Raw genomic sequence first — 13,750 nt, 5'->3', positions numbered from 1 at the left:
GATGCAGTTTCTCTTCGCCCTACGGAGCAAGGGCGTCACCGACGCGCGCGTTCTAAGCGCCGTCGAAGCGGTTGATCGCGCGGCATTCATGCAAGGGCTCTTCTCAGAACGCGCCTATGAGGACACGCCCCTGCCGATCTCCTGCGGCCAAACCATCAGCCAGCCCTCTATTGTCGGCATTATGACGCAAGCCCTGGCCGTCACACCCCGTGACAAAGTCCTCGAGGTCGGCACCGGCTCCGGCTATCAGGCTGCGATCCTGAGCCAGTTGGCACGACGTGTGTACACAGTCGACCGCTACCGCCGCCTCGTACAAGAGGCTCAGCGTATTTTTGACAGCTTGGGCATCACCAATATTACCGCGATGACAGCAGACGGCAGCTTTGGGTTGCCCGAACAAGCGCCTTTCGATCGCATCCTGCTCACCGCTGCCGCCGAAGACCCACCTGGCCCCCTGCTCGCGCAGCTTCGCGTTGGTGGGATCATGGTTTTGCCCGTCGGACAATCCGATACAGTACAAAGTCTGATCAAAGTCACACGGCTCGAACAGGGCTATGACTACGAAGAGCTGCGCAATGTCCGTTTTGTCCCCTTGATTGAAGGGCTCGGGAAGGACTAGAACCATAAGTGAATGACCCCAAAAATAAGGGGCAACACGATGAGGAGCAGAGCAATGGCACTCAACAGACTTCTTTGGACCGGCGTGGCAGCGGTCTCTCTTGTGGCATGTGACACCGTGCCAGACTTCGATTTGCGCGATCTGGGCGATGGCTTTGACACCAGTGCCGCCGTCGCCAACTTGCCGGATCGCCCGACGCCAGATGCCCGCGGCGTCATCTCCTACCCGAATTACCAAGTTGTCGTTGCCCAACGTGATGACACGATCCGTACGATCGCAACGCGATTGAATCTGGACGCGACGACACTCGCTTCCTTTAATGGGATTGAGCCGGATGTTGCTCTCAGACAGGGCGAGATCATTGCCCTGCCAAGTCGCGTAGCCGAACCTGCGGGCGGCCCCATCCAAACGTTGGATATTGCATCAGTTGCGACCACAGCCCTCGAACGTGTCGACAGCGCTCAGCCAACAGTGACGACATTGCCGTCTGCACCTGCAGCAGCACCTGCCCCTACACAATCATCGCCAGAACCTATTCAACACCGCGTTCAGCCGGGCGAAACCATCTTCCAAATTGGCCGCCTTTATAACGTGCCGGTTCAAAACCTCACGGAATGGAACGGATTAGGGTCCGATCTGACAATACGCGAAGGTCAGGTCCTTCTGGTGCCGCGAGCAGGTGCAAGACCACCCGCAGCCACCTCAACCAATGACGTGTCCGAGCCGGGTGCAGGCTCAGAAACGCCTGTTCCACCAAGCGCGACTGTGCCGCTCCCCGAAGACGACACGATTCCACTCGTCGAGCCAACGCCGACACCTGAGGCACCAGACCTTGGTACTGCCACGCAAGAACCGGCCACTACTGCGCGGTTCATTAGACCCGTTGAAGGCAGCGTCATCCGTGCATTCGCACCAGGCCGAAACGAAGGCATCGACATTGGCGTCGCCGCCGGAACAGCTGTAAAGGCGGCTGACGCTGGATCTGTCGCCGCCGTGACGACAGATACCAATGGCGTCGCTATCGTCGTGATCAAACACGCTGACAACCTACTGACCGTTTACACAAACCTCGAAGGTCTTACGGTTGAGAAGAACGACAGCGTCAGCCGCGGCCAAACCATCGGTACGGTTAAGGCTGGCGATCCGAGCTTCGTGCACTTCGAAGTGAGGCGTGGGCTCGAAGCGCTCGACCCTGCTGAGTTCCTCCCTTAAAGGGTCACGCCCTTGCTCCCTGCAAGATCGACAAAATACTGCCAAGCTACGCGGCCTGACCTGCTGCCCCGCGTCGCTTGCCACTCAATGGCTTCGGCACGTAGATCTTCGTCCGAAATATCCACTCCGTGGGCGTCGCAATAACCGCGGATCATGGCGAGATACTGATCTTGGTCACATGGATGGAAGCCAAGCCAAAGCCCAAATCGATCAGACAGTGAGACCTTTTCTTCAACCGCCTCTCCCGGCGTTATCGCGGTCGATCGTTCATTCTCGATCATATCGCGTGGCATGAGGTGGCGACGATTTGAGGTTGCATACAGCACGACGTTATCTGGACGCCCTTCAATACCACCATCCAGTACAGCCTTGAGCGACTTATAGTGCGCATCGTCATGGCTGAACGAAAGGTCGTCACAAAACATGATAAAGCGATGCCGCGCGCCACGAAGCATGTTCAGACAACGCCCAATGGTTGGCAAATCTTCGCGCTGAACCTCTACGATCTTGAGGTCGGGATACTCCACCCCCAGCTTACCGTGGATGGCTTTGACAAGGCTGGATTTACCCATCCCACGCGCACCCCAAAGGAGCGCATTGTTCGCCGGTAAGCCTTTGGCAAATTGTTCGGTATTGGCCATCAGTGTGTCGCGCGACCTATCGATGCCGACCAAAAGGCCGACATCGACGCGATTAACTTCCGGTACAGGGACCAACCGATCAGGGTCCGGATGCCAGACAAACGCAGTGGCTGCGTCGAAATCTGGAGCGGCGATAGGCGCAGGGCTCATCCGCTCCAGTGCGTCTGCAATCCGATCTAGCGGATCACTCACTTCGCGGCTTCCTCTTCGATGTCCGCGTCGTCTTCGATATCATCGAACAGGCTTTCACCTTCCCCGATCACCCCTTCGGCCCGCGCTTGACGGTCCTTTTTCCGCTCAACTGCGGCAACAAGGTGGATCGAAATTTCATAGAGGCCGTAGACAACAGTAAAGAGGATCACCTGCGTCACAACATCAGGTGGAGTAACCAGTGCAGCAACCATCAGAATGCCAACAACCGCGTATTTCCGCGTGTTGCGCAGACCGCGCGAACTGGCCAAGCCAGCGGTCCCCATCAACGTCAGCAGAACAGGCAATTGGAAGCACAGGCCAAAAGCCACGATCATTTTCAGAGTGATATCAAGGCTTTCGTTCACCTTACCGATGAACACGATGTCGATGCCCGCATCTTCAGTGGTCGTCGGAAGCGCTGCACCACCGCCCGCACCAGGAAGCAACGCAGCCCCGTCCGCAGGTGGTTGGAAGTTTTCATTGATGAGTGCATGGACCATCGACGGAATATCCGCAAATCCGAGGAAGAAGGTCATCGCAAGCGGGACAACAACGTAATGGGCGAATACAGCGCCCAAAAGGAAGAGGAAAGGCGAAGCGATCAGGAATGGAAGGAACGCATTCTTTTCGTTCTTATAAAGTCCGGGCGCCACAAACCGCCAAAGCTGAAACGCGATGACAGGAAAGGCGAGGATCAACCCACCCACGACCGAAATGCGGACCAGCGTGAAGAAATACTCTTGCGGCGCGGTGTACTGCATCACTGGATTAGGATCACCCAGCGCGCGCAATGTTTCTTCGATCGGAATCAGCAGAAAGTCTAGGATTGTGCTTCCAAAGCTGAAGCATATGATCATAGCGACCAAGAACGCACCGACAGAGCGGATCAGGCGTGTGCGAAGTTCCGCCAAATGCTCAATCAACGGGGCGGAGCTGTCTTCAATCTCGTCCGTTGTGCTCATGTCTCAGCCTTTGGTTTGGGCTTTGGTTTCGCTTTTGCCTTTGGGGCTGCTTTTGGTTTGGCAGCCACCTTCGGCTTAGCCTTCGTCGCCGTCTTAGGCTTCGGCTTGGCCGCTGGCTTCGGAGTGGCCTCCGCTGCTGCCTTTTCCGCCGCTTCGCGTTCCATACGTTCTGTGGCCGCTTTTGCCATCGCCTCGTCGATCTTCTTTTTGTCAGCTTGGCGCTGTTCGGACAGCTTGGCCGTCTCTGACCCCTCTTTGAAGGTCGAGGTGACGCTGTCTTTGATCGCGTCCGTTCCAAATTTGGTTGGATTGGTTGCTGCGCGGATCGTCTTGTTGATGTCGTTCACGCCAGAGTCTTCCGCCGCTTGCTCCATCGCGCGGCTGAACTCGCGGGCCATTCGACGGGCTTTACCCGTGAATTCCCCAACAGACCGAAACAGACCCGGCAGGTCTTTCGGCCCCACAACGATGAGCGCAACAACGCCCACCACCATAAGTTCACCCCAGCTGAGTCCGAACATACGACTTAGGCTTTGTCTTTTTCTTCAGCAGGTGTGACGTCCTTGGCTTCTGCCAAGCTGTCTTCAATCTCTTGTTTGCCGTCATCAACACCACGCTTGAACGCTGTGATACCTTTGCCGACTTCACCCATCAGTGACGAAATCTTGCCACGGCCAAACAAAACCAAAACCACAACTGCGATCAGCAGCAGGCCAGGAAGTCCGATATTGTTGAGCATCTCTCAATCTCCTCTTTCTGAGCGCCAAGGCTCATGTGCTGAAGTGATAAATAGGGCCCCATATCGCCCGAGGAAAGGGAAAATTGCCATTTCTTGGCGCCAGAAAGCCCTTTTTTTATTGAGTTTTTCTTTTTTTATGTCATTTTTCTGTCAGTTGACAGAAAAATGACAAACCACCTTCAAAAATGCGCCGATCAGACCGTCTTATGAACCTCATTCAGATTCTTCGTGATGGCTCGCTCCACAAAGCTGAAGATTTGGCAAAACGAACAGACGTATCCTTACGGACGATCTACCGCGATATGGACACGCTCGCGGCTTCTGGCGTTCCCATCGAAGGGGAGCGCGGCGTTGGCTATCGCGTCATGGCAGCGATCACCCTGCCCCCTCTGAATTTGACAATGACAGAAGTTGAGGCGCTGCACCTTGGCCTCATGGCTGTCAGCACCTCAACCGACCCCGATCTAACGCAGGCGGCGAAGGATCTAGCGCGCAAACTCGACAGCGTCATGCCCGAAGATCCTAGTAAAGCGCCGGAGGGTTTTAACCTCGCTGTTTATCCCTTCGCGGATGCTGCACGAGGGTTCCAGCATCTTCCGACCATTCGGCAAGCCATTCGAACGCGGCAAAAACTATCTGTTACGCTGGATGATAACATACGAACATTGCGCCCGCTACAACTCGACTATTGGGGGCGCTTGTGGACCTGTGTGGCGTGGTGCGAGACCACGCAAAGCTTTGATGAGTTGCGCGTCGATCAAATCAGCGATCTGCGTATCTTACCGGGGCTTTTCGTCGATGAAGCCGACAAGTCTTATGCGGCCTACCTTCGGCAAAAAGGCTAGAGCCAATCGGCCACATTGGCGACCATTGGACGAAAGTAGGCTACCTGCCGGCCTTCGATCACATTCGGCCCCTCCCACGGGGCGACACCGTGAATAAGATGCCTGTTCAGCAAAACAGCTTGCCCCGGGCGCATACTAACCTCGACCCGTTCGCAGCGTTCAAACACTTCACGCCGCGCGGCTTGATAGACGTCAGTGACATCTTGATCGCCCCAATAACACGGCTCAACACCTTCAAATACCTTAGAAAAAGCAGTTTGCATGACGCGATGACTGTCGGGCCAAACAACCAATGGGCTGGATGGCACGTTGTTTAACGGCAGCCCAACGATAAACGCATGGGGTTCGCGAAGATGCCGCCGCCTGACCGCCCCTTCTGGCAGCAAGCCATCCATATGCGCCGCATCCCGTTTCACTCGAAACCGATGCGCCGCGTCGCTTTCATCGGGGTCTTGGCGCGGATAGCCATCATAGACGATTGAGACCTGCGCCTTATGCCATCCATCAAACTCCGGATGTGCGCTGAGATCATCCATCCAAGCGCCACCGAGCGTAGCGCCACGAATACTGCCGTCTGTGTTGTTCGGCAGAGCATCCACACCAACAAACCATGTGCGCCCGTGTCGCCGTTGGCTGACGTCCAGAGTTTCAACAACGCGACGCGCTGAACTAACCCACTTATTTACATAAGGGTCGGCATCGAACACTTTGAAACCGTTAATCAAATGCTCAACCTCACGCGATCAAGCAGCCTGCTGCGTGACAAATCCCAGAGCCGTTTCGACAACGTCACACCCTGCTCCGTCTTTATGCGCATTCTCGGAGAGATAGCGCCGCCACATCCGCGCGCCAGGCCGCCCTTGAAACAGGCCCAACATATGGCGCGTGACATGGTGCAGTTTGCCACCGGCTCCAAGGTGCTGGTCAATATAGGGCAACATCTCCATAACGACCTCTTCCGCAGTCGGCCCGACTCTTCCACCAAAAATCCTGCGATCTGCATCAAGCAGAATGTCGCTGGGCGTATGATAGGCCGCGCGACCGATCATCACACCATCCAAGGCGTCTAAAAACGGTTCAGCTTGATCGAGACTCTCGATGCCGCCGTTGATCGATAAATGCAGATGCGGGAACACCGCTTTCATCTCATGCACCAAAGGATAATCAAGCGGTGGAATATCGCGATTCTCCTTCGGGCTGAGACCTTGCAGCCAAGCTTTGCGTGCGTGGATCGTAAAGCGCCCTACGCCCGCACTGCTGACCCGGGCCAAGAAATCCGGCAACACTTCCGTTGGCTCTTGATCATCGACGCCAATGCGGCACTTAACCGTAACAGGCACATCTACCGCGGCAATCAACTGGGCACAGCACTCCGCGACCAAAGCTGGCGTCTCCATCAGGATCGCACCAAACGACCCCGATTGCACGCGATCCGATGGACAGCCGCAATTCAGATTGATCTCATCATATCCGTAGTCCTCGGCAATCCTCGCAGCCTCTGCCAACTGCTTTGGATCGGACCCGCCAAGTTGAACGGCAACAGGATGCTCTGTTTCGTTAAATCCAAGGAGCCTCTCCCGATCGCCATGAATAACTGCGGGTGCCGTCACCATCTCGGTATAGAGCAATGCATGTTTGGACATACGACGATGCAAGTAACGGCAATGCCGATCCGTCCAATCCATCATCGGGGCGACGGAGAGGCGGGCATGATGCTCTAATCTTTGCGGCGTCTTTTCAGTCACTTGACCACATCCGAGATTCTTCGACGCGCCTTCTAGCATAGTCGCTTGGGTAAGCGGAGGCCCAAAATGTCCTGAGAACGGGGCGAAACACCCTAAGAAATAAGAACGGCCCCGCTAAGGGGCCGTCCAATTCAAATTCTACAGGAGATCATTCTGTAATTTGCATCCGCAAAACTGTAACGCCAGCATCGTTCGTAAAGGCCAGAATTTGGTCATTGCGCACGTATCCTGTCGACACGGACAAAGCGTCAATGATGTCTTGTTCAAGAGTCATTTTGCCTTCTTCACACAGCTTTTTTGTCCCTGCGAACGCCGCGGGCATGGTCAAAACACCGTCTTCGGCCGTCAGCGAGCCTGCAAAGTTGTTACAGCCAGCATATAGGCCGAAATTGCCTTCTTCATCGATCATCATCACGGGTAGATCTTCTGTCACCAACAAACGACCGGTCACTTCATAGATTGTCCAAGTTTCACCGTAGATGGACTGGTCATCTGCATCACCCATATCAGCCTGCACTGGCATCGCCTCCAAGACGATCTCTGTTTTATCAGGCGCACCGCGGGTGAGGACCATGTAGGCGGTTGTTGAACGGAACAGCACTTCGTCACCCAAAAGGATTTTCGCAGCCACCGTATAGGTATGCCGGTCATCGATCAGATCAGAATCATAAGCAATCTCGACCCGGCGTGGTACGCCACCAAGCCGGAAACGTTGGGATGCCATCCGGATCGACGGCGCGTCGGCACGGGATGTGTCCAAAAGCTCCACTTCAAGAACAGCTTCTTCTGGTAGCAGGATGCGTTCCCGGTACGAGATTGTCGCTTCCAAGTGGAAAATATCCGCAACCGCCATCGAAGCTGTTGCAAGAAACGCGCCACCAATGGCAGCAAGCATCTTTGTTCTAAACATTGTTCGCCTGTCTCCCTGGCTTTATGCCTCAAACGCTAACACGCAGTTTGTCGGTTGAGCAATCCACAGTTGTAAATCACTCTTCCAACATCGCCTATCCGAACAAAGATAAGTGCTCTTTTCGCTTGATAACAGAAGTGCGCCCCCTCGCCCTTACGTCAGATCCAGTTTAGGGACAGGGCATGAGTAAGCCATTTGAGATCTTTGCGGCCACCGTCCCGGGCATGGAAACCACCCTTCAGGAAGAAGCCATCGAAAAGGGTTTCAAGCACGCCAAAGCCGTCCCAGGTGGCATCGCCTTCTTGGGCCACTGGACATCTGTTTGGCGCGCCAATCTGCATCTGCGGGGCGCCACGCGCATTCTCGCACGCATCGGTCAGTTTCGAGCCTATCACCTCGCAGAATTGAACCGCCGCGCCAGTGAGTTTGATTGGAGCACAGTTCTGAAAGTTGGGGAATCGGTGCATGTAGAGGTCACAACCCGAAACTCAAAAATCTACCACCAAAGCGCCGCAGCGGAGCGGATTGAAAACGCGATCAGGACGCAGTTGAGATGTCCCATTGTCAGAGAAGCGTCTGGCGGTATTCGGGTCCGCATTGAGAACAACATTTGCACCCTATCGGTCGACACATCGGGCGAGCCGTTGCACAAACGCGGGGCAAAAGCCTTTGTCGGCAAAGCACCGATGCGCGAAACGTTGGCATCGCTGTTTTTGCGGCACTGCGGGTATTCGGGCGATGAACCTGTTTTCGATCCGATGTGTGGGTCGGGTACGTTCGTTTTAGAAGCTGCTGAGATCGCAAGCGGGTTAGCACCCGGACGCAATCGAGACTTCGCGTTTCAGAGATTGGCGAGCTTTCAACCGGAACGCTGGAAGGCGATGCTCGCAGATCTGACGCAACAAACCACACCGTTTGTTTTCACCGGCTCAGACCGCGACGAAGGTGCGATCAAAGGCGCGCTCGCAAATGCCCAGCGCGCAGGTATCGAAGACTGCACGCGTTTCAAATGCCAAAGCTTCAGCGACGCATTGCCACCAGACGGGCCGCCCGGCCTTGTCATGATTAACCCACCTTACGGCGACAGGATCGGCAACAAAAGACAGCTATTTGGCCTGTATGGAGCGCTCGGCAAACAGCTCTCAACCCATTTCAAAGGCTGGCGCGTTGGGCTTGTCACAACCGACGGCGGATTGGCAAAGGCCATGGGCCTCCCGTTCAAACCAACGGATGCTCCTATTCCTAATGGCGGTCTGCGCGTGACCTTGTATCAAACAAACCCGCTCACTTAGCGGGATGGTGGGTGGGGCGCATCTGCCGAATAGGCAGGCAGCGGCATCGACATCACAGCTTCACAGCTTCGCCCGTCTCCGCACTCTTTTGCGCCGCCAAACCAATCTCAACCGCGCGCGCGCCATCTTTCAACGACACCTCAATCCCGCCTTCGCCACGTACAGCCGCGTTGAACTTCATATGCTGGTAATAGGTCGACCCATTGTGATCCCCCGCATCCAACAATGTCGGATCAACCGGCATCTCTGATTCCAACGGCCCCTTAGGAGCACGAGGCGATATCACCAACTTAGGCACAGGTGGTTTGCCCAGCGCCTTTGGCCAGAACCTGCCTGGCCCCGGTACAAAGCACTCGATCTTGCCCTTTGGACCAACGGCCGCGATCTCTTCTTGAAACTCTGATCCTTCAGCGAACATGCAAAGCTCCAACATCGCCCGCGCACCGCTTTCAAAATCCACGATGACATAGCCATTGTCCCAGATGTCCGGCACGCGTCCATCATACCGCTCATCCAGATGGTTCATGGCTTGCCCAGCAGAGGCCATCACTCGCACGGGTTCGGACTTCAAAATCAACCGCATCAAATCAAAGAAATGGCAGCATTTCTCGACCAAAGTGCCACCCGTATTTTCGTTAAAGCGGTTCCAATCACCGATCTTAGGCAGGAACGGAAACCGATGCTCTCGGATCGTCAACATCGCGATGCCGCCAGTTGCCTGCTCGGCCTGTTCGATCAAAGCCGCAACGGGTGGCATATAGCGATACTCCATCGCCACCCAAACCGGATGCGGATAGCCGTCAAACAATGCATCTAGGTCAGCCTTATCCTCAGGCTTCGTATAAAGCGGTTTTTCGCAAAGAATCGGCAAAGGGCGTTTCGCAACGATTTGCTTCAACTGCCCCACATGCTCAAAATTCGGGCTCACAATGACCAAAGCATCCAGATCCGGCCGCGTCAACAAATCATCCAAACTCTTCGCAACATAGGCACCACCCGCCAACTCCGCAGAGACTTCTGCCAGCTGGCGATGCAGATCATAGACGGCGACAACGTCACCTTGCGGCAGCAGGTTGATGTTTTTCACATGCTCCTGCCCCATCATGCCACAGCCGATCAGCCCATATTTGACCTGTTCCAACACCCTATCCTTTGCCCATACGCGACATGTACCGCGCTTTGTTGTTATCAAACCATGTCCGCGAGAATTCGACCGGTTGGCCGGCACTATCCCAACTCACCCGTTCGATGTAGCCGCAGGCTTGCCCACGGTCCAAGCCGAACCTCGGGTCTGCCCAATCCGGCACCTGCCCGACCCCAATTTCATCAGCAACGGAAGCGACAATGACGCCAAGCTGTTCCCGATAATAGAGGTAGAGTGAGTCTGACAAATCATCCCGCGTGATGCGATCTTGTAAGCCGCCATCGAGCCAAATCTCTTCGACCGCGATTGCGTCTTCATCCAAATGGCGCAAACGGCGAATCCTGTGGCCTTCACTGGACAGTCCAAAGAACGGCGCATCGCTTGGCTTTTTCATGCGATCCACCGACAAAACTTCAGCCGTCGGCAAACCACCCCCACCGACTTTCTCCAATCTGAAAAACGCATAAACTGATGCAACCTGTGGCCGGTGACGAACATAATTCCCCGACCCTTGAATACGCTCCAGCATCCCCTTGGTTTCCAAGTCCGCCAAAGCCTTGCGTAGCGTCCCGACGGCAACGCCAAGCTCATTCGCCATCTCGCGCTCAGGCGGCAAACGCGCACCGTCGGCGATGTGACCTGCGGCAATCTCTCGGATCAACCGTTCGCTTATTTGCACATAAATCGGCAGCGCCTGGGGTGTCGCGGATTGCGTCATGACGGCCGCCCCTCCCGTGGCTGCGCCAAATTGATACACTATTGCTGCACATAAAAACCCGTGCTACGCATTTGGCAAGAGGATTCTTTGGGGGGACACGATGAGCCAGATCGTACCAGTGACAAGCGCTGATCTGGATGCAGCTGAAGTCAGCTGGTTTTCCGCCCTTTGCTCAGATGACTACCAATTCCTAGGTGTGCCTGATGGCGATCTTCGTTCGTCTTGGGAGCATTGCCGAGACATTGCCCTCACGGCCGAGGAACAAGGTTTCCGGAATATCCTTGCCCCGTCTTCGTACCAAGTGGGCCAAGACACCCTCAGCTTTGTCGCGGGCATGGCGCCGCTGACAAGCAAAATGAATTTCCTCGCCGCGATCCGCTGCGGCGAGATGCAACCCATTATGCTCGCCCGCACAGTGGCCACGCTCGATCACATGCTCAAAGGGCGCTTGACACTTAATGTCATCAGCTCGGACTTCCCCGGCGAGGTCGCAGAAAGCGCGTACCGCTACAAACGCAGCCATGAGGTTGTGGAAATCTTGCGCCAAGCGTGGACCCAAGACGAAATCAATTTCCGAGGCGAAGTGTATAACTTCGAAAACGTGCCCACAGGCCCTGCTAAACCCTACCAACAAAACGGCGGACCGCTCCTTTACTTCGGCGGCTACTCCCCAGCGGCGCTCGAACTTTGCGGCGCCCAATGTGACGTCTATCTGATGTGGCCGGAGACCAAGGACATGCTGACCCAGCGCATGAAAGATGTGCATGCCGTCGCCGAACGCCATGGTCGAACGCTGGACTATGGTCTGCGGGTACACATGATCGTGCGCGACACCGAAGCAGAAGCGAAAGAATACGCCGACTACATCGCGTCCAAGCTTGACGATGAATACGGCAAACTGATCCGCGACCGCGCTCATGACAGCATCTCGCTTGGTGTAGCCCACCAAGCCCGCGCCCGCGAACTCGCCGACAAATACGGCTACACTGAACCCGGCCTCTGGACAGGGGTTGGGCGCGCGCGCTCCGGCTGCGGCGCCGCCCTCGTCGGGTCAACCGATCAAATCTTGAGCAAAATCGAGGGCTATCAAAAGATGGGTATCCGTGCTTTCATCTTCTCAGGCTACCCGCATATCGACGAAGCCAAACACTTCGGCAAACGCGTTATGCCAGAGCTAAAAACCTGCTCGCTGCCGCACGCTTATGGTCGTGTGCCAGCCGAGACACCCGCAACCCCTCTGGGCACAGGACCGCGCACTTGAAACGCATCACGATTAAAAAAGACCTCTCTTTTAGCCAAATCATCTACGGCATGTGGCGCTTGGCAGAGGCAGAAGACACCTCCCCCGCCCATGTTCAGGCGAAAATCGAAAGCTGCCTTGAACAAGGCATCACAACCATGGACCAAGCCGATATCTACGGCGGCTATGAGGCTGAAGAGGTCTTTGGCAACGCCCTCAAAACGGCACCTCATCTCAAGGACAAAATCGAAGTCGTAACAAAATGCGACATCCTGATCCCTGCGGGGCGCTATGCGAACGTCAGCGGCAAATTCTATGACACTAGCCGCGCGCATATTGTGGCCTCCGTCGATCACTCCCTGCGCCTGATGAACATCGACCGGATCGATACGCTTCTGATCCACCGCCCCGATCCCTTCATGGATCATCACGAAACCGGTGCCGCGCTCGATGAAGTCGTCGCGTCAGGTAAGGTGCGCACTGTCGGGGTTTCCAATTTCAAACTGCACGATTGGACCCTGCTGCAATCCGCAATGAAAAATGAATTGGTCACCAACCAAATCGAACTTTCGCTCTCTGCGCATGAGGGTTTCACCAACGGCGATGTCGCATACCTGCAGGAACGCAACATTCCGATAATGGCGTGGTCCCCCCTTGGCGGCGGGAGCTTGATGACTAGCAAAGGTCCGGTCCAAGACGCGATGACCAAAGTCGCAACCGAGAATGATGTAGACACCGGAGCCGTCGCTGTCGCCTGGCTACTCGCGCATCCCGCGAACATCATGGCGGTCATGGGCACCAACAACTTGAGCCGCATCGGCAAACTCTCCGATGCGCTTAAAGTCAGAATGGACCGTGAAACTTGGTTCGAACTTTACACCGCCGCCCTCGGCGCGGAGGTGCCATAATGGACGCAGGCACCATCGCCAGCTTTGACCCAAGCACCGACGCAGGCAGCTTCCGCGGCGCATTGGGAACATTTGTCACCGGCGTCACGCTTGTCACAACCGACAGCCCCGAAGGCCCTATTGGCATCGTCGCAAACAGCTTTGCCAGCGTGTCCTTGGACCCACCTTTGGTCCTTTGGTCGCCGGCAAAAGCATCTAAACGTTTCGAACATTTTGCAGGTTCACGCCGCTTCGCGATTCACGTCCTGTCCGCAGATCAACGCGACGTCTGCGCCGCCTTCGCAAAATCAAAAACTGCTTTCGACAGCGTCACGTGGACCAAGTCCCATTGTGGTATGCCTCTCATCTATGGCGCTTTGGCGACCTTCGAATGCAATCTGCACGCCACCCATGACGCAGGAGACCACGTCATCATTGTTGGCGAAGTCACCCGCTGCACCCACAGCACGGGCACACCATTGGTCTTTCATGGCGGAAAATATGGGGAGTTCAACGAAACCTGATCTTCCTCTTGCCAAAAATACCTTGGGGGAGGCGCGCCAGCGCCGGGGGCAAAGCCCCAACACCAAAAAAGAATGCGGCG

Annotated in this window: 16 protein-coding genes; 7 read left to right on the top strand and 9 right to left on the bottom strand. The window is 55.6% G+C overall.

Annotation, left to right across the window (positions count from 1 at the left end; translation table 11 throughout):
- Nucleotide 1 precedes the first annotated feature (1 nt).
- Both BUA85_RS01385 and BUA85_RS01380 read left to right on the top strand, forming a co-directional pair.
- Complete coding sequence (locus BUA85_RS01385; RefSeq protein ID WP_072900354.1) at nucleotides 2–619, top strand: protein-L-isoaspartate(D-aspartate) O-methyltransferase; 618 nt, start codon at nucleotides 2–4, stop codon at nucleotides 617–619.
- A gap of 54 nt (nucleotides 620–673) precedes the next feature.
- Complete coding sequence (locus tag BUA85_RS01380; RefSeq protein WP_242648969.1) at nucleotides 674–1,831, top strand: M23 family metallopeptidase; 1,158 nt, start codon at nucleotides 674–676, stop codon at nucleotides 1,829–1,831.
- Here the strand turns inward: BUA85_RS01380 and BUA85_RS01375 are convergent.
- The 4 genes from BUA85_RS01375 to BUA85_RS01360 are packed head-to-tail and all read right to left on the bottom strand — an operon-like array spanning nucleotide 1,828 to nucleotide 4,365.
- The gene (locus tag BUA85_RS01375) at nucleotides 1,828–2,664 is read right to left on the bottom strand and encodes an ATP-binding protein (protein WP_242648968.1); all 837 of its coding nucleotides are present in this window, start codon (nucleotides 2,662–2,664) and stop codon (nucleotides 1,828–1,830) included. The genes BUA85_RS01380 and BUA85_RS01375 overlap by 4 nt on opposite strands.
- A complete protein-coding gene (gene tatC / locus BUA85_RS01370; protein ID WP_072898709.1) occupies nucleotides 2,661–3,626 on the bottom strand; it encodes a twin-arginine translocase subunit TatC in 966 nt (321 codons plus the stop codon). Before tatC ends, BUA85_RS01375 begins: the two co-directional genes overlap by 4 nt.
- On the bottom strand, nucleotides 3,623–4,147 hold the full coding sequence (gene tatB / locus BUA85_RS01365) for a Sec-independent protein translocase protein TatB (protein ID WP_072898708.1): 525 nt from the start codon (nucleotides 4,145–4,147) through the stop codon (nucleotides 3,623–3,625). Before tatB ends, tatC begins: the two co-directional genes overlap by 4 nt.
- Before the next feature lie 5 nt (nucleotides 4,148–4,152).
- Nucleotides 4,153–4,365, bottom strand: coding sequence for a twin-arginine translocase TatA/TatE family subunit (locus BUA85_RS01360; protein WP_072898707.1), 213 nt, complete (start codon nucleotides 4,363–4,365; stop codon nucleotides 4,153–4,155).
- A 185-nt stretch (nucleotides 4,366–4,550) separates the two neighbouring features.
- Here BUA85_RS01360 and BUA85_RS01355 point away from each other — a divergent pair, with 185 nt between their 5' ends.
- On the top strand, nucleotides 4,551–5,210 hold the full coding sequence (locus BUA85_RS01355; protein WP_072898706.1) for a helix-turn-helix transcriptional regulator: 660 nt from the start codon (nucleotides 4,551–4,553) through the stop codon (nucleotides 5,208–5,210).
- Here the strand turns inward: BUA85_RS01355 and BUA85_RS01350 are convergent.
- The 3 genes from BUA85_RS01350 to BUA85_RS16570 form a co-directional block, all read right to left on the bottom strand.
- Nucleotides 5,207–5,935 (bottom strand): hypothetical protein, encoded by a 729-nt coding sequence (locus tag BUA85_RS01350; protein WP_072898705.1) that lies wholly within the window; start codon nucleotides 5,933–5,935, stop codon nucleotides 5,207–5,209. The two genes, BUA85_RS01355 and BUA85_RS01350, sit on opposite strands and share 4 nt — an antisense overlap.
- 18 nt (nucleotides 5,936–5,953) lie before the next feature.
- Complete coding sequence (gene dusA, locus BUA85_RS01345; protein ID WP_278246371.1) at nucleotides 5,954–6,955, bottom strand: tRNA dihydrouridine(20/20a) synthase DusA; 1,002 nt, start codon at nucleotides 6,953–6,955, stop codon at nucleotides 5,954–5,956.
- A gap of 148 nt (nucleotides 6,956–7,103) precedes the next feature.
- Nucleotides 7,104–7,865, bottom strand: coding sequence for a YbaY family lipoprotein (locus BUA85_RS16570; protein WP_072898702.1), 762 nt, complete (start codon nucleotides 7,863–7,865; stop codon nucleotides 7,104–7,106).
- Between the two features lie 182 nt (nucleotides 7,866–8,047).
- On the opposite strand from BUA85_RS16570, the gene BUA85_RS01335 reads away from it, so the two are divergent.
- Nucleotides 8,048–9,157, top strand: coding sequence for a THUMP domain-containing class I SAM-dependent RNA methyltransferase (locus BUA85_RS01335; protein WP_072898700.1), 1,110 nt, complete (start codon nucleotides 8,048–8,050; stop codon nucleotides 9,155–9,157).
- Nucleotides 9,158–9,209: 52 nt separating this feature from the next.
- Here BUA85_RS01335 and BUA85_RS01330 read toward each other — a convergent pair whose 3' ends face one another.
- Both BUA85_RS01330 and BUA85_RS01325 read right to left on the bottom strand, forming a co-directional pair.
- Nucleotides 9,210–10,298 (bottom strand): Gfo/Idh/MocA family protein, encoded by a 1,089-nt coding sequence (locus BUA85_RS01330; RefSeq protein WP_072900351.1) that lies wholly within the window; start codon nucleotides 10,296–10,298, stop codon nucleotides 9,210–9,212.
- Nucleotides 10,299–10,302: 4 nt separating this feature from the next.
- On the bottom strand, nucleotides 10,303–11,019 hold the full coding sequence (locus BUA85_RS01325) for a GntR family transcriptional regulator (protein ID WP_072898698.1): 717 nt from the start codon (nucleotides 11,017–11,019) through the stop codon (nucleotides 10,303–10,305).
- Between the two features lie 100 nt (nucleotides 11,020–11,119).
- On the opposite strand from BUA85_RS01325, the gene BUA85_RS01320 reads away from it, so the two are divergent.
- The 3 genes from BUA85_RS01320 to BUA85_RS01310 are packed head-to-tail and all read left to right on the top strand — an operon-like array spanning nucleotide 11,120 to nucleotide 13,670.
- Nucleotides 11,120–12,280 carry an LLM class flavin-dependent oxidoreductase gene (locus tag BUA85_RS01320; protein ID WP_072898696.1) on the top strand — a complete coding sequence of 387 codons (1,161 nt, stop codon included), beginning with the start codon at nucleotides 11,120–11,122 and terminating at the stop codon, nucleotides 12,278–12,280.
- Complete coding sequence (locus tag BUA85_RS01315) at nucleotides 12,277–13,167, top strand: aldo/keto reductase (protein WP_072898694.1); 891 nt, start codon at nucleotides 12,277–12,279, stop codon at nucleotides 13,165–13,167. The genes BUA85_RS01320 and BUA85_RS01315 overlap by 4 nt, the downstream gene beginning before the upstream one ends.
- Complete coding sequence (locus BUA85_RS01310) at nucleotides 13,167–13,670, top strand: flavin reductase family protein (protein WP_207548124.1); 504 nt, start codon at nucleotides 13,167–13,169, stop codon at nucleotides 13,668–13,670. Before BUA85_RS01315 ends, BUA85_RS01310 begins: the two co-directional genes overlap by 1 nt.
- Nucleotides 13,671–13,750: the final 80 nt, after the last annotated feature.

The organism is Cognatiyoonia sediminum, from assembly GCF_900129845.1.
Taxonomy (GTDB): domain Bacteria; phylum Pseudomonadota; class Alphaproteobacteria; order Rhodobacterales; family Rhodobacteraceae; genus Cognatiyoonia; species Cognatiyoonia sediminum.
The sequence above is the reverse complement of the archived record's forward strand: the minus strand, read 5'-3'. Positions and strand labels throughout refer to the sequence as shown.

Bases quoted from the DNA above. Each gene is read 5' to 3' on its own strand.
- BUA85_RS16570 (WP_072898702.1), bottom strand. From the start codon at position 7,865: ATGTTTAGAACAAAGATGCTTGCTGCCATTGGTGGCGCGTTTCTTGCA.
- BUA85_RS01335 (WP_072898700.1), top strand. From the start codon at position 8,048: ATGAGTAAGCCATTTGAGATCTTTGCGGCCACCGTCCCGGGCATGGAA.
- BUA85_RS01360 (WP_072898707.1), bottom strand. From the start codon at position 4,365: ATGCTCAACAATATCGGACTTCCTGGCCTGCTGCTGATCGCAGTTGTG.
- BUA85_RS01385 (WP_072900354.1), top strand. From the start codon at position 2: ATGCAGTTTCTCTTCGCCCTACGGAGCAAGGGCGTCACCGACGCGCGC.
- BUA85_RS01320 (WP_072898696.1), top strand. From the start codon at position 11,120: ATGAGCCAGATCGTACCAGTGACAAGCGCTGATCTGGATGCAGCTGAA.
- BUA85_RS01325 (WP_072898698.1), bottom strand. From the start codon at position 11,019: ATGACGCAATCCGCGACACCCCAGGCGCTGCCGATTTATGTGCAAATA.
- BUA85_RS01310 (WP_207548124.1), top strand. From the start codon at position 13,167: ATGGACGCAGGCACCATCGCCAGCTTTGACCCAAGCACCGACGCAGGC.
- BUA85_RS01355 (WP_072898706.1), top strand. From the start codon at position 4,551: ATGCGCCGATCAGACCGTCTTATGAACCTCATTCAGATTCTTCGTGAT.
- tatC (WP_072898709.1), bottom strand. From the start codon at position 3,626: ATGAGCACAACGGACGAGATTGAAGACAGCTCCGCCCCGTTGATTGAG.
- BUA85_RS01380 (WP_242648969.1), top strand. From the start codon at position 674: ATGGCACTCAACAGACTTCTTTGGACCGGCGTGGCAGCGGTCTCTCTT.
- tatB (WP_072898708.1), bottom strand. From the start codon at position 4,147: ATGTTCGGACTCAGCTGGGGTGAACTTATGGTGGTGGGCGTTGTTGCG.